Source organism: Bacillus oleivorans (assembly GCF_900207585.1).
GTDB classification, from domain to species: Bacteria; Bacillota; Bacilli; order Bacillales; family JC228; genus Bacillus_BF; species Bacillus_BF oleivorans.
The window spans coordinates 677992-703499 of the sequence record NZ_OAOP01000002.1; the positions used below are offsets into that span (position 1 = coordinate 677992).

The window sequence follows — 25508 nt, forward strand, 5'->3', positions numbered from 1 at the left end:
ATCTGGTTGAAGAAAGAGATGAGGCTAGAACCCTATAAGACAAACAAAAAAGGAGCCTGCCCCCACCCCTAAAACTAATCGGCGGGAGACAGACTCCTAAAGTCAGTCCTAACATTAGTTTTTTATAGAGGGTTTAGCTAGAACCTCTCCCGCACAAACGTGCAGAATTTCTTCTTCAATTTTCATTGATTACTATATCACATTATCAAACTCTACTCCAGATTTATATGTACATAGTCTAATTGTGAAAAATAACTGAATTTTCAGCTTAATGGAAACTTATTTTTGTTTAAAACTCACATAGTTTTCAATTTTTAAAAATTATAAAGTGTTAGTAAGGAAGGATTTCGGGGAAGGATGAGGTTGATTGCCATTTCAAGCGAAAAAAATGGGGAAGATTCCACCCTATATGTTTGCCGAGTTTGCCAGAAAAAAAGCAGAAATGACAAAGGCAGGTATAGACGTCATTGATTTAGGAATTGGGGATCCTGATTTACCTACACCTGATCATATTGTCGATAAGCTAATTGAAGAAATTCGAAAGCCAGCGAATTCAAAGTATCCCAGTTTTATCGGACATATTGAATTTCGCAAGGCTGTCGCAAACTTTTATAAGCGGCAATTTAATGTTGATTTAGACCCGGAGACAGAGGTTTTGGCCTTAATTGGTTCGAAAGAGGGATTAGCCCATATTGTACCGACTCTAATAGACCCAGGGGATACGGTTTTGATCCCAGATCCTGGTTATCCTCCTTACCGGATGGCCACTTATTTAGCTGAAGGCATTGTCCGCTATATGCCATTAAAAGAGGGGAATCAATATAAACCAATCTTTAATGACATTCCAGAAGACGTTTTAGCTGCCTCAAAGCTTATGTTTCTAAATTATCCTGGTAATCCGACAGCGGCAACGGTTGATTTATCTTTTTTTAAAGAGGCTGTCAGCTTTGCCAGGTCACATCAGATTGTGATTGCACACGATTCAGCCTATAATATGGTGACTTTTCAAGGCTACCAGGCCCCTAGTATCTTACAGGTGGAAGGGGCAAAGGACATAACTGTTGAATTTGGCTCTTTGTCAAAAACATACAGCATGACTGGCTACCGGATTGGCTATGTGGTCGGGAATAAAGAGATTATTAAATCCCTTTCTGTTTATAAAAACAATACGGATACAGGGCAATTTACTCCAATTCAATTAGCTGCTGCCTATGCTCTAAATGGAAACCAAGGCTGCGTCCATAAATATAATGACATCTATCAGGAACGAATGGCAGCCATGGTTGAAGGGCTGCAGGCAATTGATATTTTTGTAGATCCGCCAAAAGGTTCATTTTTTATCTGGGCAAAAACACCAAAAGGATACACATCTAATGAATTTGCCCAATCAGTGTTAGAGCAAACCGGTGTCATTATTACTCCAGGGAATGCGTTTGGGCCATCAGGCGAGGGATATTTTCGAATTTCTTTATCCCTGCCAAATGACCGTTTATTTGAAGCAATTGAGAGAATGAAAAAAAATATTACATTAACTAGAAAGTAAGAGAGGAGAATGCGAAATGAATTATCAAACAGGTGCACAAGAAGAAAACCAAGTCCAAAATCAAAACCACCCAAAAAAATACCTAAATTACATTAATGGGGAATGGGTTCCATCCGTTTCAGGAAAATTTACTGTTAACGTTAATCCAGCGAACGGAGAAGTAATTGGTGAAGTCCCTCAATCTACAAAAGAAGATGTTGACCTTGCCGTAGCAGCCGCGAAAGCCGCACAAAAGTCCTGGCGTCTTGTTCCTGCCCCAGAAAGAGCCGAAATTCTATATGAAGTTGGCCGTTTATTAAAAGAAAGAAAAGAAAGCCTCTCGCAAATTTTGACATTGGAAATGGGGAAAGTCATCGCAGAAGCACGCGGTGAAGTGCAAGAGGCGATTGATATGGCATACTACATGGCAGGAGAAGGAAGACGGCTTTTTGGAGACACTGTTCCTTCAGAGCTACGCAATAAGTTTGCGATGAGTGTAAGAGTTCCGGTTGGAGTTGCTGGACTGATTACACCTTGGAACTTTCCGATTGCGATTGCTTCATGGAAATCGCTCCCTGCGTTAGTTGCAGGAAATGCTGTTGTTTGGAAACCAGCGTCAGAAACACCTTTTATGGCGGCGGAATTTGTCAAAATTTATGAAGAAGCGGGACTGCCAAAAGGGTTAATTAATCTTGTGTTTGGAAGCGGCGGAGTCGTAGGGAATGCGATTGTTGATCACCCTGACGTCGACATCGTTTCTTTCACAGGCTCCAACGAGGTGGGGCGTCAAATTAATGAACGAGCAGGCGGGATGCTTAAACGCACCTCACTAGAAATGGGAGGGAAGAATGCAGTAACGGTTATGGAAGATGCCGATCTTGATCTGGCCGTTGACGGTATTATTTGGAGTGCCTTTGGAACAGCGGGACAAAGATGTACAGCCTGCAGCCGGATTATCGTCCATGAAGCCGTAAAAGAAGAGTTAGAAAGAAAGCTGTTAGAGAGAATCGCGAAACTAAAAATTGGGAACGGTTTAGATGAGTCTGTTGATGTTGGACCAGTTATTAACCGCTCGGCCTTAGAAAAAATAGATGAATATGTCAAAATCGGCGTGAAAGAAGGAGCAACACTTCTTTGCGGGGGAGAAATTTTATCGAATGGGGAACTAGCTAAAGGCCATTACTATACACCAACCCTCTTTACTGATGTGACCCCTTCGATGACGATTGCCCAAGAGGAAATTTTTGGACCTGTCACGTCTATCATTCCAGTAAAAAATCTAGACGAAGCTATCAAGGTCAATAATGGAGTAGAGTTTGGCTTATCTAGTTCCATTTTCTCACGTGACGTTAATCGTGTCTTCCAGGCGATGCGCGATTTAGATACAGGAATCGTTTATGTTAATGCAGGGACAACCGGTGCTGAAATCCATCTTCCATTTGGAGGAACAAAAGGAACTGGGAACGGTCATCGCGATTCCGGTGTAGCAGCGCTTGACGTCTTTACCGAATGGAAATCAGTCTATGTCGATTACAGCGGTACACTGCAAAGAGCGCAAATCGATAATAAATAAAAGAGGGGGGAAGCCCCCCTCACCAATCGTTATTTTTTTGATTCTTCATAGCACTGAATCGCGGTATACAGCAGCATGCAATGCTCAAAATTACTGGTATCCAATGTGGTTAACTCATTGATTTTGTCGAGCCGGTAAATCAAGGTATTACGATGGATAAACAGGTGTCTCGAAGCTTCGCTCATATTCATGTTGTATTTGCAAAAGACCGTAAACGTATGAGCCAGAACGTCATAATTGTCTTGTTTGATGAGAGGCATAATCAGTTTCATTAATTTATTTTTATATTCATTGGATAATTCATTTGGAAGCAGTTTAAACAAGGTTTCTAATTCATTGTAAAAATAAACCGCAGACTTCTGTTCGGAGTTAGAGAATATTCCTAAAGCTTTTTTTGCATTACTGTAGGATTCTGCGACACCTTTGATTCCTGAGCTAATATCACCTGCAGCGATCGAAGCGGAAACATTATATTTAGTTTCTAAAAAGGTGTTCAGCCTTTCCAGTTTTTCGCTCAAATTCTCTTTTAATAGAGTAAAGGCGTGTTCGGTTGAAAGGGATTTAATGATAATAAATCGTTCAATATTTAATGATGAGATAATATCGTTTTTTGATTCATGAAAGAGTAAGTGAAGAAAATCTAAAACTTCTCTTTGAAAATGCTGAAGAGGGAAGCTGCTGGTTAAAGATTCTTGCGTTGAATTATCTGATGAAATGTTTTGTGAAAGGGAATGGATGTCTACTAATAAACAGATTTTGTTTGTCTCTAAATTATACTCAAGCATTTTTGAATATTGTTCAATATGGTCCATTTCGTCATTTTCTTTATAATGGATAATTTGGTGAACAAAGACTTCAATCATTTTTTCTTTAAGTTCGGTCATTTCTTTGCGAAAAGCTTCCTGACACATCATTTCAACATGATTTTTTACAAGCTGCACGTATTTTTCAACTTCCCTTGGTTCACCAACAATCCCAAGAACACCAATGACGTTGTTATTAAATTTTAAAGGGACCGAAATACCTGGGAGTATTTTTTGTCCCACTTCGTTCTCGCAATCTACCATCCTGTCGTTTTTAATCACTTCAAGGGATGGCTTATGGAATAAACCGATTCTGCTTTTATCAGTAGAACCAATGATGTATCCTTCATTGTCGGTAATGCTTATCGGAAATTGTAAAACATCACTAGTTTTTTCAGCAATGTTTTGAGCAATATGTTCAAGAATCTTCATAGAGTAACCATCCTTTCAGCCTGCAAGATTACAAGAATGAATATCACGTTTTTCTATGATGCAAATGAAATAAAAAACCCTACCCTTATTATAAGTTTTTTAGTCAAAATGAACATATAATTCCAAATTTTTTTAATTTATAATTTATTGAAACCGATTACTGCTCCATTTTCTTTTAATAGAGGAAGACAAAAACGGAAGGAGGAGTACCCTTGGTCAAACAAAATCATCAGGATAAAGTCGACGTTATTATAGTTGGAGGCGGATTCTCTGGTTTAACAGCTGCCCGTGAACTTCGCCTTCTTGGCCATAAAGTACTTGTTTTAGAATCCAGAGATCGCCTTGGTGGCCGTACTTGGGTTGATTATCGATTAAATTCAAATCTCGAAATGGGGGGTACCTATGTTCATTGGTACCAGCCTCATGTTTGGACCGAGATTACACGCTACGGCTTAGAATTAGCAACAGCCCCAAAAGCACAAAGAGTGTATTGGATTTCAAACGGTGTTGCGAAAAGTGCACCTGTAGATGAGTATAAAAAAATGTTAAAGCAAACCGTTGATCGGATGATGAGCGTAAGCAATGAGTATTTACCTTTACCATATGATCCGTTGTATTCAGAAAAAATCCGTGAGATGGACGGAGTAACTGCTGAACAATTTATGAAGGATTTTGGCTTAACTCAAGAGGAGTATGACATTTTACACGGATGGGTAGCTTCAGACTTTTGCGGCCCTCCGGCAGAAGGAGCAGCCACGCAAATTTTCCGCTGGTGGGTATTTTCACAAGGAAATTGGAATACACATAGCGCGATGATTTCCACTTATCGCTTAAAAGACGGTACGAAAGCTTTAATCGACGCGATCGCAGCTGATGCGGATGCTGATATTAAGCTTTCTACAGTTGTGAAAAAGGTCGAACATAAAATTGATTCAGTAGTGGTAACGGATCAAAATGGTGATAAGTTCTATTCAAAAGCGATAATCGTTACAGTTCCGCTTTCTGTTCTAAAAGATATTACGTTTGAACCTGCCCTATCTTTTGAAAAACAAGCCGCTTCACGAGAAGGGCAAACCTCAAAAGGTGTTAAAGTATGGGCACGGGTGAAGGGCGAGCTTGAGCCATTTGATGCTCTAGCACCGGGAGAGTATCCATTAAACTCTGTCCATTTAGATCGATATGTCGATGGAGACAGTATTATCGTTGGGTTTGGACCAAATGTAGAATGGCTCAATCCCAATGACCGGGAAGGCGTTGAAAAAGCATTACGTATTTGGATACCTGAGATTGAAGTGATTGAAAGCACTGGTCATGACTGGGTCAATGACGAATTCTCGCGTGAAACGTGGCCAATGCTGAAGCCAAATCAACTCACTCAATATCTCGAAGAATGGTATACACCAGAGAACAGTGTGTTCCTAGCAGGCTCCACCTATGCAAAAGGCTGGGCCAGCTTTATTGATGGTGCGATCGAAACAGGGTTAACCGTCAGCAGAAAGGTGCATCAGCATCTGACAGGGATAGGTACGTTCACAAGGAAATTACCTGCAAGCAATTAAATGGATTTTTGGTGAAGTGTCCTCAGCTTGGGGACACTTTTGTTGAAAAAGAGATAGGAATGAAAGGATCGTATAAAACTCCGACAACAGAATGAATATAAGGGAGTGAGAGAGATGGTTCAATCGAAGAAGGAGAAAACTCCAGAAGAAGCAATTGCATTACTTGAAGACAGTGACACGATTTTAGTGGGCGGTTTTGGGTTATGCGGAACCCCTTTTACTTTAATTGATTGTGTAGGTAGACAAACCAAAGCTATGAATCTTACAGTAATCAGCAATAATTTAGGGGAAGCCGGAAAGGGATTAGGCAAACTGCTTCAATCTGGCCATTTAAAAAAAGCAATCGGTTCCTATTTCACGTCCAATCGGGATGCGGTTAAAGCCTGGAAAAACAGTGAATTGGAAATTGAATTGATTCCACAGGGCACGCTTGCCGAAGCGATTAGGGCCGGTGGTGCTGGAATTGCAGGATTTTATATTAAAACGGGGGTTGGGACTCAATTAGCAGCCGGTAAAGAAGAGAAAGTATTTAATGGAGAACGTCATATTTTAATAGAAGCAATTAGGGGAAGAGTAGCCTTAATCAATGCATGGAAGGCAGATGAGCTGGGAAATTTAATTTACTCTAAGTCCGCGCGTAATTTTAACCCGATGATGGCAACGGCAGCTGATCTTGTCATTGCCGAAGTGGATGAAATTGTGCCGGTTGGTGAATTAGATCCTGAACGAATTGTAACGCCTCACAACTATGTAGATGTCCTTGTGAAAAGCAGATATGTAAAAAAAGAAGGTGTATATGTTGAAAAGGCAGAGTGATGCAAGAGAAAGGATTGCCAGACGTATAGCCAAGGAACTGAAAAGCGGAATGGTGGTTAATCTGGGTGTGGGAATTCCAACCCTGATCCCCGACTTCCTCGATCCTGACCAAGGCGTGTTTTTACAATCAGAGAACGGAATGCTCGGAATGGGTCCTACACCGCCAAATGACGAGATAGACATGGATTGCATTAGTGCCAGTAAGCAGCCAGTCACACTAGATTTTGGGGCATCTATCTTTTCCAGTGCGGATTCATTTGTGATGATTCGTGGCGGACATATAGATGTTGCTGTCCTTGGAGCACTCCAGGTAAGCGAAAAAGGAGAAATTGCAAACTGGGCCGTTCCAGGTTCTGATATTCTCGGTGTGGGCGGAGCGATGGATTTAGTGCCTGGTGCTAAAAAGATTATTGTTGCGACGACCCACGTCACTAAAGACGGTTCCCCTAAACTAGTAAAGGAATTAACCTATCCGACCAGCGGGATTCGTTCAGCAGAGTTAATAGTGACGGAAAAAGGCGTATTTTCCGTTCAAAATGGAAGGCTGGTGCTCGAGGAAATCGCGGAGGATACGATGTTAGACGAAATAAAGGCAACCACAGAGGCCCGTTTTACGGTTGCCCATCATCTCAAACTTATGGAAGTGTAAAAAGAAAGGGAGTAGAGAAACAATGGATTTTCGCTTTTCTGAAGAAATAGAATGGCTTCGAAAAACGGTACGAGATTTTGTCCAAGAAGAAGTAGAAAAAGTTGCAATGGAAATTGAAGAAAAGGATGAGATCCCAGAACGAATAGTCAATATGTCAAAAGACCTTGGCTTATTTGGGCTTGGAATTCCAGAGGAGTACGGCGGACTTGGACTTGATATGATCGGAAAATGTGCCATTTATGAAGAACTAGGCAAAACCCATAACGGGTTTACAACCTTAATTGGAGCACATACCGGAATAGGAACAGTTGGGATTGTCGAGCTTGGCACGGAGGAACAAAAACAAAAGTATTTACCGAAAATGGCAAGCGGAGAATGGATTGGCGCCTTTGCACTGACAGAACCTAGTGCAGGTTCCAATGCTGCCAATATTAAAACAAAAGCTGTCAAAAAGGGTGATCGCTATATTATTAATGGGTCGAAACACTATATAACCAATGCTGTTGTCGGTCATGTTTTCACCGTTATGGCGGTCACAGATCCTGATAAAGGAGCGAAAGGGATTACATCTTTTATTGTAGAAAAAGACTTCCCAGGCTTTAAGCTAGGAACCGTCGAACGAAAAATGGGGCTGCGCGGGTCCCATTCTGCCGAATTGTTTTTCGAAGATATGGAGGTTCCAGCTGAAAATGTTTTAGGCGAGGAAGGAAAAGGGTATGTCAACGCCCTTAAAATACTGGCCAATGGCCGCGCTGGTTTAGCGGCAAGAAACCTTGGTTCCTGTGAAAAATTGCTTGAAATGAGTCTGGACTTTTCGATGCAGCGGGAACAATTTGGCAAACCGATTTTTGAACAGCAAGCAGTTCAGCATATGCTTGCAGATATGGCAGCTGAAATCGAAGTACTGCGCTCCATTACGTATCGGGTTGCCTGGATGAGTGATCAAAAGATGAGAGTAGTTAAAGAAGCTGCAATTGCAAAGCTCTATGGCTCCGAGGTTTATAACCGGATTGCAGATCTGGCTGTACAGATCCACGGCGGCATCGGCTATATGAAGGATTATCCGATTGAACGCTACTATCGGGATGCACGTATCACCAAAATTTATGAAGGCACGAGTCAAATCCAAAAGAATATTATTGCCAGTGAATTAAAGCGAGACTATCAATCTTAAAAAAAGTGAGGTGACCGATGGTGAGAAATGTAGTGATTGTGGATGGAGTAAGGACAGCGATTGGGAAAATGGGAGGCACATTAAAGGACGTCGAAGTCGATATCTTATCGGAAACGGTTATGAGAGAAGTGCTGAAACGGACAGGAATGGAAGGAAAAGAGATAGATCAAATCGTTTGGGGCCACGCTAAGCAAAGCTCTGATCATCCAAACCTAGCTCGGCTCGTGTCCTTGAGAGCAGGATTGCCAGTCGATGTTCCCGGATATACGGTTCATCGCCAATGCGCATCTGGCCTTCAGGCAATTTTAAATGCAGTTCATGAAATAATGTGCGGATTGAGTGATATTGTGCTTGCGGGCGGGGCTGAAAGTATGAGTACGGCTCCATATTACCTGCGGAAAGCTAGATACGGATTTGGTGCAGGCAATGGTGAAATTTTGGATCCGAACACGGAAAGCCAGCCACGTGCACAGCCAATTGAGGTCTATGGAAATTTAACGATGGGTCTAACAGCCGAGAATTTAGCCGAAAAGTATCAAATTAGCCGCATAGAACAAGACGAATTTGCCCAACTAAGCCAAGAACGGGCAGCACGAGCTATTTCTGATGGCACTTTTAAGCAGGAGATCGTCCCATTAGAATTGAAAAAGAAAAAGGAAACCATAATTTTTGATGAGGATGAACATCCGAGACTGAGTTCCCTAGAAAAGCTAAGCCAATTAAAGCCTGTTTTTAAAGAAGGCGGAACGGTGACAGCTGGGAATTCAAGCGGTCGTAACGATGGGGCAGCTGCTGTACTGGTGATGGCAGAAGAGGAAGCAGAAAAAAGAGGACTAAAACCACGGCTTCGCTTTGTTGCTCAAGGAGCGGCCGGAGTTTCACCGGAAATTATGGGGATTGGTCCTGTTCCTGCCACTCTTAAGGCATTAAAACAAGCTAGGCTTTCCGTGGAAGATATCGAACTAATCGAGCTTAATGAAGCGTTCGCTGCACAAACACTTGCAGTTATAAAGGAATTAAAATTAGATGTTGAGCGGGTTAATGTTAATGGGGGTGCGATTGCACTTGGACATCCGATTGGCGGAACAGGGGCGATTTTAATGACTAAGATCATGCATGAAATGGAACGGAGCGGTAAACGATATGGCTTGGTCACTCTCTGTATTGGCGGAGGTCAAGGGCTCTCTGCCATTGTGGAAAACTTGAGAGTTTAAGAGAAAGGGGTCCCCACATGAATAAGCCAAAAGTTCTGCAGATTCTCTCGATGTACCACGAAGCTGGCGAAAAAATTCTCGCTGAAGGAGCCAACGTGATCAGAACTGATCTGTTAGATATTCAAATCCTTAAAAACATGGCAGATGACGTTGAAGGGATTGTTCTTCGCGCTCCTGCAAATGTTACAAAGGAAATTATCGATGCAGCCCCGAAGCTTAAAGTAATATCAGGTGCAGGGGTCGGTTTAGATAATATTGATGTAAAGTATGCCACCGAAAAAGGGATTATGGTGCTGCATGCTCCAGCTGTAAACGATGTTTCGACTGCTGAGCATGCGGTTCTGCTATTAATGGCAATTAGTAAATCTCTCATACCATTCCATACAGAGATGAGCCATGGTAACTATGGAATTAGAATGTTACGGCCATCCTTTGAGTTAAAAGGAAAGCGTGCAGGGATTGTGGGATTTGGCAGTATTGCAAAGGAAGTGGCGAAAAGGCTAAAACTTGGATTTGAAATGGACGTCATGGTTTGGGTGAGAAAATATGACGAAACCAAACACAGCCTTGCAAAAGACCTGGGACTTACGGTTACATCAAATCTTGACGAACTGTTCCAGACATCAGATTTTATAAGCTTGCATATTCCATTAACACCTGAGACTAAAGGAATTATTCATAACCATCATTTTCAGTTTATGAAACCATCAGCCTACCTGATTAATACGGCAAGAGGCGCTATTCTCAATCATGATCATTTATATGAAGCCTTAAAGAATAATAGGATTGCCGGTGCAGCATTAGATGTCTTTGACCCGGAACCTCCACCGGAAAATTGGCCGCTGCTTTCACTGCCAAATGTGATAGTTACCCCTCATGTTGGCGGTACAACAGTCGAAAGTAACTATAAGATGGCGACAACCGTGGCAAAGAATGTCTTAAAAGCTCTGGCTGGTGAAAAGCCGGATTTTATCGGGAATCCAGAAGTATTAGACCAATGAGGAGAGTTAAAACGATGAGAAATTATTCGATTGCATTGATTCCTGGTGATGGAATTGGTGTTGACGTTATTCGCGAAGGAAAGAAAGTAATCGATACCGTCTGTGAATTGGACGGAGGCGTCTCGATCCAATACCAAAAATTTAACTGGAGCTGCGAATACTACTTAAAACACGGCACGATGATGCCAGAAGATGGACTCGAAATTTTAAAAAACTTTGACTCGATCTACTTAGGAGCTGTCGGATATCCAGGGGTGCCTGATCATATTTCTCTTTGGGGCTTGCTGCTCCCAATCAGACGCCAGTTTCAGCAATACATTAATATTCGCCCTGTAAAACTCCTGCGCGGGATTCAATCGCCGCTTGCTAACAGAGGAGTAGAGGACCTGGACTTTATCGTGATTCGCGAAAACAACGAAGGCGAATACTCTAGCATCGGCGGCCGGATGTATGAAGGAACCAATATGGACATGGCCATCCAAAACAGTGTTTTTACCAAGCATGGGGTTGAACGAGTTTTACGATATGCTTTCGAGCTTGCTAATAAGCAGGGAAAAAGGAAACAATTAACCGCTGCTACGAAGTCCAATGGTATTAATCATACGATGCCTTTCTGGGATGAATATGTTTGTAAAATTAATAAAGAATATCCAGAAGTATCAACTGATATCGTTCATATTGATGCGTTATGTGCTTACTTTGTAACGAGACCGGATACCTTTGATGTTGTTGTAGCCTCGAATCTTTTTGGGGATATTCTTACCGATCTCGGAGCAGCCATTGTCGGCGGACTAGGAATCGCCCCATCTGCCAATATCAACCCAGAGAAAAAATTCCCTTCTATGTTTGAACCTGTCCATGGCTCAGCACCTGACATCGCCGGCAAGGGAATCGCCAACCCAACAGCTGCGATCTGGTGTGCTAGCATGATGCTTGAGCATTTGGGAGAAACCAAGCTCGCCCGAGCAATTATGGTCGTGTTAGAGGACGTGCTTGCGGAAGGGGCAGTGGTGACTCCTGATTTAGGCGGCAAGGCAACAACTGAGGAATTTGGGGATGAGGTTTGTAAAAGATTGAAAGAAAGATATAAATAGTTATGGTCTATTGCCCTTTTTACTGGATTTACTTAAATTGGTAAAAGGGCATTTATATGACTTTTTTAAGAAAAAAATGAGAGGGAAGGGCTTTGAAGCGGTTTCTCAAGGACTCTTTTCCCTAAATTTAGAATAAAAAGGTCCTTATATGAGTTCCTACGGATACTTTCTCTTGCAAATTATGATAAATGGGTCATTAAACAGCTTCTCAAGGACTCCCTCTCCCGCAATTTAGGATAAAAGGGTCGTTATATCTTTTCTTAAGTAGATTTTCTCTTGAAAAATGTGATGAAAAGTTCATGATACAGAATAATACTTATTACACTTAAAAGGAAAAAAACTATGAGTTTAACCAATAAAAAATTAAAAGAGCTAAAATTTAGTCTTGAGAAGGCATTATATTTTGATCTGAATTGGAAAGTGGGTGAAATAAAGTTTTTTGCCAGTGGTGTGGTGAATGCTGTATTTGTTATCAAAGAACAGAATCATGGTCGACTTGCTGTAAGGGTTCCATGGGGTACAGAAGGAAATACAAAAGATCCAGCTTCTGATCGAATTATTTCTCTGTACAAAGAATCAACTATAGCGAAACATTGCTCCAAATTTAATATTCCAGTCCCAAAAGTTCATAAGGTGTATGATAGCCATGACATAAGCTTTATGGTTTCTGATTTTATTTCAGGAGATCAAACCAAAATTTCTGCATATGACATAGGACAACTTATTTCAAAAATACATAGTATACCTGTAGAGGGATTATCAATCATTGATCAAAAAGACCGTTTATTGAGCGATATTATTTCAAACCGGATAAAGGAACGAGCTTATACACTTAGTAAAATAATCGATTCAGAAATTATTATTCCTGGTTCAGAAGAAATGAAAGCAATTCTTGATACGTCAAAAATTGGAAACCGCCTGCTGCACCTCGATGTCAGACCACCTAATATAATCGGACAAAATGGAGTCATTAAGGCCATTATTGATTGGGATAATGCATTTATTGGGAATCCCATTATGGAATTAATGAGGATCTCTGAGTCGAAGGAAATAGATGAGGATGATTTCTTAAGAGGTTATAAGAATGCTGGCATGATTGAAAATACAAATGTTTTAATTCAGCTCATTTATCGGCTGGATACGGCGCTAATGCTAGCCATCCTGTTTAGCCTCTATGTAAAGGATTCGGATAAAAGAGATTACTATATTCGCCGTGTAAAATTTCTATGTGAAGAAATATGTAATAAGGTGTAGAATGGATAGACTTTAGAAGTAGGAAACAAAAAATGAAATGTCAGAAAAAACTTAATAGATAAGGCGTATCTACAAATAAGCAGATACGCCTTTTTTATTTTAATTTTGATAACATCTTCATATTAAAACTTATTCTAAAATAAAAAAACAATGTTGCAATCAAACTTAATTTTGCTGAAAATATATTAAATATTTGAAAGTTGCGACGATATATAAAAATAGTACCTTATTTATTTAAATATATAGGGTAATTAGTTAATGTTTAAAAGTATAAAAGATAGGAGTGAACAGGGAAATTGTATAAGGTGTTAACGGTTTTATCAAAATACGTACTCATTTTTACTTTATTAATTGGCGGTATGTATCCTCTTTCTGCTATTGATGTTAAAGCTGAAACAGCCGGTTCGATCTTCACATTAGCGGGTCTACCGGAGGGTTATGTGAAAGAATCGGGTACCTTTTTCACAATTGATATTAAAGACGGTGAAAATAACTTCATAGACTATAAGATTCTTAGTGATGAAATTGAATTAGATAACTATCTTTCTACACTTTCTCTAAACGATGGCTATTCATACACAATTAGCGGGGAGTTTAAAATATTGAATGAAAGTAAAGAACCTGGCGTTTATTTTCATAAAGAAACTTATGCTTCTGAAGCGATTACAGCTTTAGTGAATGAGAAAACGTTTATTTTTAATAACAATACTATTATATTAAATTTGGAGCATAATGGTTTTAACTTTTCTGACAGGTGGGATTTTGAAATCAGTAATCTTGATAAGGATGAGACCTATAGTACTCGTTATACTTATGCTTTTGTAGAACCCGGCAACTACCTAATTGCACTTGATGGTGAAACACCTGAAAAAGAATTTATTAAGGCAATTAAAGAAGGGGAATTTTTAAGCGATACATCTATAGTATTTGATAATTCAGCAATAGAATTCATGGAGATAACATTTGCTAATTTAGATGATAGTGTACGGCTAAGCGGGGTTTACTCACTGGAAAATAACTATTTTTCCATGCATAATGACATAACACGGATTTTGGTCTCTGATCCAGTTAGTATAAGAGGAACATTAGAAACAGAAACTTATGAATATGATTTTATCATCCCCCAGCTTGAAACATCCAAAACCATTAGTCTCTCCACAGATTTTTACGTTACTATCGAATCTGCTCTTAATCGAGCAGAAATTAGTGTAACAAATGGTGATATCTATATAGCTGATTCATTTTTTAATTCTAGTAATTCACCAATGTTTTATGAATTTTTTAATGATAAAGGTGAACTGGTAAAGAGTGACCAAAAAGATTCAATTGGAGATATTTCTTATTTCGGCCTTGAATATGGAGAATATACTTTAAAAGTGAAGGTCCAATTAAACGGCAGTGAAATTACTGAGGAAAAGTCAATTACAGTAGAGCCTAATCTTTGGTTATTTATGCCAACAGATAATTATGTTTACAGCAATAATTCAATGGTGGTTAGCGGTTTTTATGGGCCTAACCAAACTGTTTCTGCTGACTTATATGATGCAAACCTGGAGCTTATTGAAACTAAACAGGAAACTTTAACTACAGAAGTGTTCAACATCAGATTCTCAAATTTATTAAATGGACAATACTTTGTTCAAGTTCGAGCCGGCTCACAACAAACAGAATTAATTCCTTTTACAGTTAATAAAAGTGAAACCGCAGAACCTGAGCCTGACCAAGATCGAGGAACAGATGAAAGTGATCAAGAAAATTCAACAACACCAACACTTGATTCAACACCGGTGCCAGAGACAGGAAAGGAAGGACTAATCAAATTTACCGATGTCAACGATCGTTACAAAGAGGCTGTCAGTTACCTAGTAAAAAATCAGATTACAGTGGGTTTTGCAGATAATAAGTTCGGTACGGACCAAAGCATCAAGCGAGTCGATGCTGCAATAATGATGGCAAAAGCCCTTGGTCTTGATACTGGCAATGCCTCCGACGCTGGTTTTACAGATGTACCAGAACGCGGCAAAGCGGCTGTTAACGCACTAGCCAATGCAGGAATTACTTTTGGAAAAGCTGAAGGGTATTTCGGTGCTAAAGAGTACATCACACGAGCTGAAATGACAGCCTTCATTGCTAGAGGATTTGGTTTTGAATCTACTAATGAAAAAGTAATTCCGTTCAGTGATGTAAATTCAAGGTTTAATCCATTTGTATCAGCATTGTATGAGCATGAAATTACATTTGGTAAAGATGAAGATACGTTCGGAAGCAATTTAGAAGTAACTAGAGGAGAGTTTGCATTATTTTTATTTAGAGCTGCAATTCAATAATATGGAAGCCCTGCAGAAATCTGCCGGGCTTCTTCTGTCACAATATTCGTGATCCTGTACTTTTTAAACAGACACCAAAAGGATCCGTATATTCATACGACTATGACGAAATCGGCAATGTTACGGAGGTTACAGACCCGCTTGGACGTCAAACGTCTTATAGCTATGATCCGCTTAATCGCTTAAAACAAACAAATGATGCATTGGGCGGAATCACATCCTACCAATACAATACACAAGGCTTAGTCAGCACGATCCAAGACGCAAATGGCCAAACCACATCATTCGGATACAGCCTTAGAGGACAACTAACAAGTGAAACGAATGCCTTAGGTTATCAGACAACCTATCAATATGACGCAGCGGGTCAAATGACTCAAGTCAATCAGCCAAATGGAATGACTGTCGCTTATAACTACAATCCAATCGGCTTAGTTTCTTCGATTGAATCAAATGGAGAGCGTTACGAATTTGGCTATGATGCACTTGGACAAATGACAACGATGACAGCTCCTTTCTCAACCGATCAATACACCTATGATGGAGCTGGTCAGTTAATCCGGCAGTACAATGTGAATCTTGATAAAGCGATAGACTACGTCTATGATCCTGCCGGTAATTTGGTTCAGCTAACAAACAGTGAAGACCGGACAACTACCTATACGTACGATGAAAGAAACCTGATTACAAGTGTCCAAGACCCAGATGAAAATATAACAACCTTTGCCTATGATGCGCTTGGACGTGAAGTTGAACGAGGCCTAGCAAATGGTAACCGGATTACAAATTCCTATGATAAGGACGGCAACTTACTCAATATTACGAACCATGGAAATAGCGACATTCTTTCTTCCTTTACGTACGAATACGATGTTGCTGGCAACCGGGTGAAACAAATTGAAGAAGACGGGGCTGTTTCGACCTACACCTATGATGCACTAAACCGATTAACCGAAGTGACCTATCCGAAGGAGAAAATCTTAGGTTTGAAAAATGAACCGGATACACCACCTGAAGGCAGCACGGAAGGTAATGTTGACTCGAAAGAAGATACTACAACCGAAGAAGCAGAAGAACCTAAAGAGGACCAACCGGTTGCAGCATCGAATATAGAAGTATCCGTTTACCCAGTCACGGCTGCTAATAATGAGAACAATGGAAATGGCAATGGTAACGGTAATGGAAAAGGAAATGGACAACAACCATTTGCAGATTGTACTGCAAATGAATCAAGCACTGGAAACATAAAAGGAAAAGGACCTAACAATGGAAACGGACCATTTAACAACCCAGGTCAAGGCAATAAATTCGTTCTCTACAAAAAATGGGGAGAAAATCCTGAACTAAAAGAACAAATGGATGTAACTGAAACCGTCTACCTATACCAAGGCTTCTCAACCAACATCCATAAAGAATACAGTGTCTCAGGTTCGCCATACGCCGAATACTACATGGGTGCCAACAACCAGCTCGTATCCCGGAAAATGTTCGGATACCATGGTCTCAGCAACCCATCCCATGATCCAAACCTAAAAGCAACCGGCGGCATGCTCTACTACCAGTACGATGGCTTAAATACTGTCAGTGCAGTAACCGACCGTCACGGCGACATCATTGAAAACTATCGCTACGACGTCTTCGGCGGCATCACAACCGGTATCACAGCGCCATACAATGTCAATGCCTATACAAGCCAGCGCTACGACGACAAAGCCGGACTCATCGACATGAACGCCCGATGGTATGACCCAACCGTTGGACGTTTCTTAACACAAGACACCTACCGTGGCGACATGATGAATCCGTTGACATTGAACCGTTATTCTTATGTATTGAACAATCCGGTTAATATGTGGGATCCGACGGGACATTATCCTGAATCGATTGCTGATGATGGCATGACTAAAGGAGATAGTTACCATATCCCTGGTATCCCTGATTGGGTAGCGAATAAAGTACGTTTTCATTCTGAACAAACGAATGTGACTCCTTCGTCCTATACGCAGAAATATTGGCAATATCAGGGTTATAATCGTGTATATTTAGACAAGAGTTTTGAAATCAAACAGCATGAAAGCTATGAGTATCTTATTATCTCTTATGAAGCTAATGTATCGGATACATGGTTTTATAACTATTCAGAAGCAATTTTTGAGATTCTTGAAGAAGGTGCCTTATTCCCAAGATATACGGTTGAGAATGAGCCTGTTGAATTTAAGCGACAGGGGACTATTAATTGGTCTCATGAAATATGGGCGGAAGAACTTGCTGGAAAAATTCAAGCATTGCTCGCCGGGAAATATCAACCGCCACACGACGCAAACTTTACAAGACAAAGTACGTGGGCAAAAGGGTTCTATAAAGTTATTTTCCTAGATGAAGCGGTAACTATTTAATCTTGATTGGCTATATGCCTCTCAAGGTTTTTTAAAGTCTAAACAGTTTTATATAATAACCCGATATTTGAAGTATGAAGCATCTTTTTTTTGAAAGTCTTATGAAATGAGAGAGTACTTTGTCTAAGTTTATAATGGTGATGCGGACTATGCAAAACTGATTAGATCTAGTACAGATTTAAAAACTTTTATCTTTTTAAAATAAATTTTTTATTAACTTGACCCTTACGTCACGTAATGGTTTATATTTAAGCCACCGGTAATAAATAGTCGCGCGAAATGAGGGGATGATCATTGCAGGAAAGAAATATTGGAAAGTTGGGGAACTTGCCAAATTAACAGGGCTAACCGTTCGAACATTGCGGTATTATGATCAAATTGGCTTGTATTCTCCATCTGAATATTCTAACTCAGGATACAGGTTGTATAACGAATCTGACCTTTCACGTCTACAACAAATTCTCGCTTTAAAGGAACTAGGTTTATCACTCGATGAAGTTAAATCGATTCTAGCTGATGACAATTACAATCCATTCGAAATTGTATCGCTTCAAATTGATCGACTTAGAGAACATATCAGAATTCAACAGAAGCTTTTAAAAGAATTACAAAATGTATCGAGTCTGATGGAAATGGAAGAGCCGTTGGCCGTTGAAGATTTCACAAAATTATTAAGCATGATGAAAAAGAGCCATGAAAAGTTTTTTACTGAACGACAATCAAGTATGGAGCACCACTTCGACAAGCTTGACGACTTTCTCGACAAGCATTCAAATGAACCAACCTAAAGGGAGGAATAAATAATGAACAAACACTTTGCAACACACGACACTTTTGTCATTGAAAAGTCCTATAATGCTCCACCTAAACGAGTGTTCGCCGCCTGGGCCGATCCCGCAGCCAAGGCAAAGTGGTTTCCGAAAGCTGACGAATTCGACTTTCGAGTTGGCGGGCGCGAGTACAATCAAGGTGGTCCCAAAGGAGGACCAGTTTATACTTTTGATGCTTGCTATCAGGAGATTGTTCCGGATCAGCGTATCGTCTATTCCTATACGATGGATCTTGATGAAACACGTATATCGGTATCCGTGACCACGGTGGAGTTCAAGCATGCAGAAGCTGGCACTCAGCTCATCTACACCGAGCAAGGAGTCTTACTCGACGGCCATGATACGGCAGCTCAGCGTGAACACGGCACGAAGATCATGCTTGACAAACTGGGCGAGTATTTGCAGAAAGAGTCATCTGTGGTGAAAAATCAATGACGAATCCTATGACCGGGTCTAACCAGCAGGCGGGCATACGGGAGTGGATCGGGCTGGCCGTACTGGTTTTGGCATCCCTGCTTGTTGCAATTGATCTCTTCGTGCTGGTTTTGGCGCTACCATATTTGAGTGCAGACCTGGGTGCCAGTAGTATTGAACAATTGTGGATTATGGACATATATGTGTTCATGGTAGCTGGGTTTTTGATTACGATGGGAACACTGGGGGATCGAATCGGTCGTCGTAAACTACTTTTGATCGGTGCGGCTACATTCGGAATTGGTTCACTGATTGCCGCATTCTCCACAAGTCCTGAAATGTTGATTGGGGCCCGCGCTTTGCTCGGGGTTTCTGGAGCTACTCTTGCTCCCTCTACTCTGGCATTGATCAGTAACATGTTTATCTCCTCCAGCCAACGTGCTGTAGCTATCAGTATTTGGATGGTCGGTGCCATGGTTGGCGCTGCCATCGGTCCATTAGTTGGTGGAGTAATGCTGGAAAATTTCTGGTGGGGATCAGTGTTCCTACTGGGTGTACCGGCGATGGTGCTGTTACTTCTACTCGGACCGTTCCTATTACCGGAGTATCGCGACACTAATGCCGGCCGCATCGACCTGGCCAGTGTGTTCCTGTCACTGGCTGCAATCTTTCCAATCATATATGGAATTAAAGAACTGTCAAAGGACGGTTGGCAAACGTTGAGTATCGTAGCGATAATATTCGGCTTAATTGTTAGTGCGATATTCATACGACGACAGCGAGCACTGAGTGATCCATTGTTAGACCTGCACCTGTTTTCCAGCCGTACGATAAGTACTGCATTGGGAGGACAGTTGTTCGTTCCCATGCTGATGGGTGTGATTATGTTACTCGTCACTCAATATCTCCAACTGGTTGAGGGACTGACACCATTAAGAACAGCCCTGTGGATGCTGCCCGTAGTAGCAGCACAAATTATTAGTTTCATGATGTCCCCAATCCTGGCACGTCGAATACGACCTGCTTACCTGATTGGGGCAGGATTAACGTTCTCAGTGACAGGCCTCCTTTTACTTACCCAGGTTAATGGAGCTTCAGATTTTGCAATATTAGTGACAGGTTATGCTCTTACCAACTTCGGGGGTGGACCAATAATGACACTGTCCACTGATATGATAGTTGGATCAGCTCCATCTGAGAAGGCGGGATTAGCAGGTGCGATGTCTCAGACAAGTGCAGAGTTTGGCTTCGCATTAGGACTTGCTGTACTGGGAAGTATCGGAACAGCTGTGTACCGTAACCAGATTGCTGACAACATTCCAGTTGATACTCCACCTGAGGTGGCCAATGCTGCTCGTGACACCCTGGTAGGTGCTACGGAAGCAGCCCAAAAACTCTCTGATCCACTGGGTACGGAACTTCTTGCCATCGCTAGAGAAGCTTTCACCAGTGGAATGAATACAGTCGCGACAGTAAGTGCAATCATGTTGATTGGAGTATCAATTTTCACTGTGTTACTACTGCGGCATATTCTACCAAGTGGAGCAACTCATCCAGAACAGGACAACAGCGTTCCAGCAAGCGCAACTAGCACAGACCAAAATCCAAGCTAGTTATTACAGCTTGGGGACTTACTTAACCGCCTTAAAGCTGGTTTAAGGCGGTTAAGTTTTAATCATTTCACTTTGTCATCAAATTATTACACAAGATTTAAGACATTATGGGCAGCGAGTTGCAAACAAACATTGCAGTACAATAAAAGGTCAGATGATATGACTATAAATTGTGAATGTGCCATAAAAAGAGATGATTTATAGGTTGATCTTATTTTTTTGATTACTAATATGATAATCTGATGGTAACAGGGAACCCTTTTACTCTCCATCACCTTTTTAAAACAAACCTCAAACCTTTTCCACTTACATGTATTTAACCCCAATACATATCTAATACATGTTTTCCCCAGAATGTAAAATCCTACACTTATACAATGTTCGGATGTTCAAATTTGAAAGGAGTTTATATGGAACAGTTAGAAGCTCTTTATCAGCGTGCGATAGAAAATACAAAGAAATTAGTAGATGCGGATATCGACAGCTATTTAGGAAGTCAGGAGGATATGTCTTCTTTCGAACAATATGTACGCGAGAGAGGTCCTTATATTACACAGCTTTGGTTGAATGTGTGGCTCAATTTAACCAATAGTCATTTGTCCAAAGCAGAAAAAAAGTTTTATTTGAGTGAGGCTGGGTTCGCGGTTGATGGCATGGCCAAAAAGCTCATCAATGACCTGTTCCGAACTGAAATGAGAAGCTACAAAAGCTTTGATGTACTCGAATGGCTGAAAGCAACCTATGCTCACAAAAAAGAGCTTTGGAATGAACGATACGAAAAAGCAAGAGCCGCTTACCTGATTGAAGAAGAAGAACGCCAGCGCAGAGAAAGAATGAAAAAAATGAGAGGGAAATTAGAGAGGGAGATTCACAAGCTTTTACAACAAAACGAAGAAAAATTATACATATGGGTTCGCTATTCATTCGCTCTTCAAATGAAGAAGGATGTGAATCGAACAGGCTATGTACCATCATCTAAGTTTATCAATATTGAGACCTTCTTAGAAGAATTGTCTGAACCTCCTTATCAGACCTTCCATTGGAGGCAGAATGATTATTTCGAGAAATATGAACGGATTATAAATGAACAGCTTTTCGATTATGCGCCAAAATTGATTAAGAATGCAGTTTCTCCCTATATATTTAACCAGTTTCGTGAAACCTTTAATCAAGCTTTGACTGAAAATCTTCTAAAAGAAATGCTCGAAGAAATCTTATTTGATTCAGCCATTGATATTTTTGAATATCTTTTAGAGGAATATTATTTTGATTTGGTTAAATTAGCAGAATTACCTTTTGATGAAGTGGCCCATTTAGAAATATATGAACAGGATGTAGCAAGCCGCGAGCAAAAAATCGAGGAAGAAAAGGCTGAAATTAGGCGAAAACAGGAAGTAGAAGCTCGCATGATTGAGGATATTTTCGGCAGGGAGTATCATACATCCACGATCCGAAATATCCAATATGTTCTTCACATTGGCGAAACGAACACGGGTAAGACATTTCATGCGTTAGAGAAAATGAAAGCAGCTGAAAGCGGACTATATCTTGCCCCGCTCCGCCTGTTAGCATTAGAAGTTTACGATAAATTGAATTCTGAGGGTACTCCCTGTTCTTTAAAAACGGGGGAAGAGGAAAAAATTATACCCGGAGCCAATCATATTTCTTGTACGGTAGAAATGTTTCATGAGAAGGATTATTACGATGTTGTTGTGATTGATGAAGCGCAAATGATCGCAGATAAGGACCGTGGTTTCTCATGGTTTAAGGCGATTACAAAAGCCAATGCAAGGGAAGTCCATATTATCGGGAGCCGAAATGTAAAGGAGCTGCTTTTGTCATTATTAGAAGATGCACCTGTAGAAATCAATGAATACTCCAGGGATATTCCGCTTGAAATCGAATCTAACACGTTTACCCTAAAACATTCAAAGAAAGGAGATGCACTTGTTTGCTTCTCCAGAAGACGAGTTTTGGAAACTGCCTCGATTCTTCAGTCATATGGACATTCCGTCAGTATGATTTATGGAAGTATGCCCCCAGAGACGCGCAAGAAACAAATCGAACGATTTATAAATGGTGATACTCGGGTAATTGTGGCGACAGATGCGATTGGAATGGGCTTAAACCTTCCAATTCAGCGGATTGTGTTCTTGGAAAATGAAAAGTTCGATGGGACAAGGAGAAGGCGGTTAACTTCCCAAGAAGTGAAACAAATCGCTGGCCGTGCGGGCAGAAAAGGAATTTATAACGTTGGGAAAGTGGCATTTACAACCGATATTAAACACATTGTCTAAATTGCTGCAACAGCCTGATGAACCACTTGAAGTGTTTACAATTGCACCGACTAATTCTGTATTTGAACGTTTTCAAAGATACTCCCGTGACCTAGGCAAGTTTTTTGAACTCTGGGATAATTTTAAGGGACCTAGAGGAACGAAAAAGGCTTCATTAGCGGAAGAACGGGAACTTTATGAAATGATCCGCGGCACTATGATCGAGGCCCGCTTTTCCCTTATGGACCTTTATGGATTTTTGCATTTTCCGTTTTCGAGCAAGGAGCCAGAATTAAAAGACCAATGGAAAGAGAAAATAAAAGCGATTGTGGAAAAAAATGAATTACCAGAACCGAAAATTTCAAGAGATAATCTAGAGGAACTTGAGCTGTCTTATAAATCAATCGGGTTGCACCTTTTATTTCTATATAAGCTTGAAAAAAAAACAGAAGCTCTGTATTGGGAAAGGGTTCGAGAGGAAATTAGTGATTTGATTCATGACGTTCTTAAATCGGATATGAAGCATTTACAGAAAAAATGTAAGAAATGCGTAAGAATCCTTCCAAAATCATTTCCGTATCAGACCTGCAATACCTGCCACCGTGAGAAGTATCCTAATAAAAGCTATTATATCAGGTAAGGGACTAAGACGATGGAAATAGTTTTACTTTCCATTGTCTTTTCTTTTTTCTAAAAGGGTCATTTTCATTTTATACAGGTCAAAGCTGAAAGATATTCTGTCAGAATTATTTAAAACCTCCTATTTTTTCCGATAAAACTAATATCATTAAATAGACATAAAGGTTTGGAGGGTAGACCATTAATGCACCATTCTAAATTACGGAGGGGTATAGCCTTATTAGGTGTATTGTTTTCTATACTTACACTTTTTGGAGACTCATCATACTATCGGTATAGTCTGTTCATTCTAATAGTCAGCTTTATTATCCTCATCATAATAACAAAAGAAGTTTATATAAACTCTCTCTTAATGATTATCGTTTTGTTAACCGTACATCTAATCTTTTTTATTAGAAATTTTGGGCATTTAACGTTAATTCTGTTTTAGATTGATATTATAAGTCATTATTATATATTATTATTCATTAAAATTAACTAAATGATTAATGAACAGATAAACCTCTTACTCTTCAAACAAATAATCACCAATTAATTATAAGGGGGCAATCATGAAACATATTTTAATGGGTGGATTAGCAGCCCTATCTATTATTTTATTGTCCGGCTGTCAAAGCGTTAGTAACCATGTTAATACTATCGAGCAATATATTGAGGAAGAAAAGCCTAATTTAGCAATAGAATCTTTTAATAAAGCAATGGCCGACAGCAGTCTTTCTGAAAAGGGGAAGGAAAGGATTAAAAATAAAATTACACCTGATTTATTAGCCAGCATCGAAAAAGTCACGGAAGACTATATACATAAAAAAGAAGACTACGAACTTGTTTCACTCATATTAGAAACATATAAAAATATTGATATTCCGGAAGTGTCTGGCCTCATCAAACAGAAAGAAGAAGAGCTTGGCCCGATCCATGAAGCACGGGACAAGCTTGCGAAAGGTTTAGAAGCCATCGATAACAAACAATATGTAGAAGGGATTCAACTGCTGGCACAAGTGGCTCGGAACACACCCGAATATGAGGTCGCTCGGGAAGAAGCGCAAAAAGCTAGAAAGACATATTTTGATGAAACGTTTGAACAATCACAACGGTTATTTTTGAACAGAGAGTACGAAGAAGCTTACCTTCTTTTAAATCAGCTGTACGTTTCCTTTGAGAATACCGCTGTTGAAAATAAAATAGAGGAATTTAGATTAGCTTTGTTGGAATCTAAAATTGCAGAAGCTGATGATTTTGCAGATGAAAATAAATATACAGAGGCATTTGCTATTTTAGATCATGTTGAAGAAATTATTGGGGAAGATGAATTAATAACATTAAAACGCGAAGATTATACGTTTATGCAAACACGGTTTTGGGATGAGCTTTTAACAGCATATGAAGGGCAAACCACTCAGTATTACGATGAATTCGGAGCCTTTACCGTTGTTGCCCCAAAAGATCATAGTGCTGAATATGTTGATATTTTCCCTAGTGAAACATCTTTTTACCCGCGTTTAGTTGTTGCGGACGGGTATTCCTATTTAGAGGTTGTCGCCGGCTTCGGTGATTCGGATTGGCTTTATTTAGAGGCAATTGCCTTTCTCGTCGATGGTGAACAATTTACTTGGACCGTCGACTATTACAGTGTGATGGACGATTATGATGAATATGGAGTATATGAATGGATGATTATTGATGAATCGATACAGCCGATGCTGCTTGATGATTTAAGGAAGATTGCAAATTCAAAAAATGCTGTGCTTCGCTTTCAAGGAAATGGATACATCGAACATATAATTACAGATAAAGAGAAAGAACAGATAAGGCTATTTTTAGATTTAATAGAAGCCTTTGGTACTGAAATAGAATTTGGGCCAACAGTATAAATATAGACGGAGAAAGTATATCTAATCATGTACTTTCTCTTTTTTACTTTA

19 protein-coding genes are annotated in these 25508 nt (G+C 40.2%); 18 read left to right on the forward strand and 1 reads right to left on the reverse strand.

Annotated features, from left to right (window positions below; genetic code table 11):
* The first annotated feature begins 367 nt into the window (after positions 1 to 367).
* Complete coding sequence (locus tag CRO56_RS07020) at positions 368 to 1543, forward strand: LL-diaminopimelate aminotransferase (RefSeq protein WP_097157891.1); 1176 nt, start codon at positions 368 to 370, stop codon at positions 1541 to 1543.
* A 16-nt stretch (positions 1544 to 1559) separates the two neighbouring features.
* Complete coding sequence (locus CRO56_RS07025) at positions 1560 to 3095, forward strand: aldehyde dehydrogenase family protein (protein WP_097157892.1); 1536 nt, start codon at positions 1560 to 1562, stop codon at positions 3093 to 3095.
* A gap of 29 nt (positions 3096 to 3124) precedes the next feature.
* Here CRO56_RS07025 and CRO56_RS07030 read toward each other — a convergent pair whose 3' ends face one another.
* Complete coding sequence (locus CRO56_RS07030; protein ID WP_097157893.1) at positions 3125 to 4330, reverse strand: CdaR family transcriptional regulator; 1206 nt, start codon at positions 4328 to 4330, stop codon at positions 3125 to 3127.
* A 212-nt stretch (positions 4331 to 4542) separates the two neighbouring features.
* Here CRO56_RS07030 and CRO56_RS07035 point away from each other — a divergent pair, with 212 nt between their 5' ends.
* From CRO56_RS07035 to CRO56_RS07105, 16 genes are all read left to right on the forward strand, one after another.
* Positions 4543 to 5889, forward strand: coding sequence for a flavin monoamine oxidase family protein (locus CRO56_RS07035; protein ID WP_097157894.1), 1347 nt, complete (start codon positions 4543 to 4545; stop codon positions 5887 to 5889).
* Between the two features lie 114 nt (positions 5890 to 6003).
* Complete coding sequence (locus CRO56_RS07040; RefSeq protein ID WP_097157895.1) at positions 6004 to 6705, forward strand: CoA transferase subunit A; 702 nt, start codon at positions 6004 to 6006, stop codon at positions 6703 to 6705.
* Complete coding sequence (locus tag CRO56_RS07045) at positions 6686 to 7354, forward strand: 3-oxoacid CoA-transferase subunit B (protein WP_097157896.1); 669 nt, start codon at positions 6686 to 6688, stop codon at positions 7352 to 7354. Before CRO56_RS07040 ends, CRO56_RS07045 begins: the two co-directional genes overlap by 20 nt.
* Positions 7355 to 7376: 22 nt before the next feature.
* A complete protein-coding gene (locus CRO56_RS07050) occupies positions 7377 to 8528 on the forward strand; it encodes an acyl-CoA dehydrogenase family protein (protein WP_097157897.1) in 1152 nt (383 codons plus the stop codon).
* A 20-nt stretch (positions 8529 to 8548) separates the two neighbouring features.
* Positions 8549 to 9742, forward strand: coding sequence for a thiolase family protein (locus tag CRO56_RS07055; RefSeq protein ID WP_179714203.1), 1194 nt, complete (start codon positions 8549 to 8551; stop codon positions 9740 to 9742).
* A gap of 17 nt (positions 9743 to 9759) precedes the next feature.
* Positions 9760 to 10743, forward strand: coding sequence for a hydroxyacid dehydrogenase (locus CRO56_RS07060; RefSeq protein ID WP_097157899.1), 984 nt, complete (start codon positions 9760 to 9762; stop codon positions 10741 to 10743).
* Between the two features lie 14 nt (positions 10744 to 10757).
* The gene (locus tag CRO56_RS07065) at positions 10758 to 11837 is read left to right on the forward strand and encodes a tartrate dehydrogenase (protein ID WP_097157900.1); all 1080 of its coding nucleotides are present in this window, start codon (positions 10758 to 10760) and stop codon (positions 11835 to 11837) included.
* Positions 11838 to 12179: 342 nt separating this feature from the next.
* Complete coding sequence (locus CRO56_RS07070; RefSeq protein WP_097157901.1) at positions 12180 to 13091, forward strand: phosphotransferase family protein; 912 nt, start codon at positions 12180 to 12182, stop codon at positions 13089 to 13091.
* A gap of 305 nt (positions 13092 to 13396) precedes the next feature.
* A complete protein-coding gene (locus tag CRO56_RS07075) occupies positions 13397 to 15418 on the forward strand; it encodes an S-layer homology domain-containing protein (protein WP_245855667.1) in 2022 nt (673 codons plus the stop codon).
* Between the two features lie 203 nt (positions 15419 to 15621).
* A complete protein-coding gene (locus tag CRO56_RS23115) occupies positions 15622 to 17814 on the forward strand; it encodes an RHS repeat-associated core domain-containing protein (RefSeq protein ID WP_097157903.1) in 2193 nt (730 codons plus the stop codon).
* Positions 17815 to 18101: 287 nt separating this feature from the next.
* Entirely contained in the window at positions 18102 to 18602 is a 501-nt protein-coding gene (locus CRO56_RS07085) for a MerR family transcriptional regulator (RefSeq protein WP_097157904.1), read from the forward strand.
* A 15-nt stretch (positions 18603 to 18617) separates the two neighbouring features.
* Complete coding sequence (locus tag CRO56_RS07090; RefSeq protein ID WP_097157905.1) at positions 18618 to 19079, forward strand: SRPBCC family protein; 462 nt, start codon at positions 18618 to 18620, stop codon at positions 19077 to 19079.
* Complete coding sequence (locus CRO56_RS07095; RefSeq protein WP_097157906.1) at positions 19076 to 20671, forward strand: MFS transporter; 1596 nt, start codon at positions 19076 to 19078, stop codon at positions 20669 to 20671. Before CRO56_RS07090 ends, CRO56_RS07095 begins: the two co-directional genes overlap by 4 nt.
* Before the next feature lie 410 nt (positions 20672 to 21081).
* Positions 21082 to 22968, forward strand: a complete 1887-nt coding sequence (locus CRO56_RS07100) for a helicase-related protein (protein WP_245855623.1) — start codon at positions 21082 to 21084, stop codon at positions 22966 to 22968.
* Complete coding sequence (locus CRO56_RS23190; RefSeq protein ID WP_245855625.1) at positions 22925 to 23587, forward strand: hypothetical protein; 663 nt, start codon at positions 22925 to 22927, stop codon at positions 23585 to 23587. The genes CRO56_RS07100 and CRO56_RS23190 overlap by 44 nt, the downstream gene beginning before the upstream one ends.
* 550 nt (positions 23588 to 24137) lie before the next feature.
* Positions 24138 to 25457, forward strand: coding sequence for a hypothetical protein (locus tag CRO56_RS07105; protein WP_097157907.1), 1320 nt, complete (start codon positions 24138 to 24140; stop codon positions 25455 to 25457).
* Positions 25458 to 25508 lie beyond the last annotated feature (51 nt).

What these genes read in the sequence shown, in the direction of transcription:
- CRO56_RS07025 (WP_097157892.1), top strand. Translation starts at nt 1,560, where the DNA reads ATGAATTATCAAACAGGTGCACAAGAAGAAAACCAAGTCCAAAATCAA.
- CRO56_RS07030 (WP_097157893.1), bottom strand. Translation starts at nt 4,330, where the DNA reads ATGAAGATTCTTGAACATATTGCTCAAAACATTGCTGAAAAAACTAGT.
- CRO56_RS07040 (WP_097157895.1), top strand. Translation starts at nt 6,004, where the DNA reads ATGGTTCAATCGAAGAAGGAGAAAACTCCAGAAGAAGCAATTGCATTA.
- CRO56_RS07045 (WP_097157896.1), top strand. Translation starts at nt 6,686, where the DNA reads ATGTTGAAAAGGCAGAGTGATGCAAGAGAAAGGATTGCCAGACGTATA.
- CRO56_RS07050 (WP_097157897.1), top strand. Translation starts at nt 7,377, where the DNA reads ATGGATTTTCGCTTTTCTGAAGAAATAGAATGGCTTCGAAAAACGGTA.
- CRO56_RS07060 (WP_097157899.1), top strand. Translation starts at nt 9,760, where the DNA reads ATGAATAAGCCAAAAGTTCTGCAGATTCTCTCGATGTACCACGAAGCT.
- CRO56_RS07065 (WP_097157900.1), top strand. Translation starts at nt 10,758, where the DNA reads ATGAGAAATTATTCGATTGCATTGATTCCTGGTGATGGAATTGGTGTT.
- CRO56_RS07070 (WP_097157901.1), top strand. Translation starts at nt 12,180, where the DNA reads ATGAGTTTAACCAATAAAAAATTAAAAGAGCTAAAATTTAGTCTTGAG.
- CRO56_RS07085 (WP_097157904.1), top strand. Translation starts at nt 18,102, where the DNA reads ATGATCATTGCAGGAAAGAAATATTGGAAAGTTGGGGAACTTGCCAAA.
- CRO56_RS07090 (WP_097157905.1), top strand. Translation starts at nt 18,618, where the DNA reads ATGAACAAACACTTTGCAACACACGACACTTTTGTCATTGAAAAGTCC.
- CRO56_RS07095 (WP_097157906.1), top strand. Translation starts at nt 19,076, where the DNA reads ATGACGAATCCTATGACCGGGTCTAACCAGCAGGCGGGCATACGGGAG.
- CRO56_RS07100 (WP_245855623.1), top strand. Translation starts at nt 21,082, where the DNA reads ATGGAACAGTTAGAAGCTCTTTATCAGCGTGCGATAGAAAATACAAAG.
- CRO56_RS07105 (WP_097157907.1), top strand. Translation starts at nt 24,138, where the DNA reads ATGAAACATATTTTAATGGGTGGATTAGCAGCCCTATCTATTATTTTA.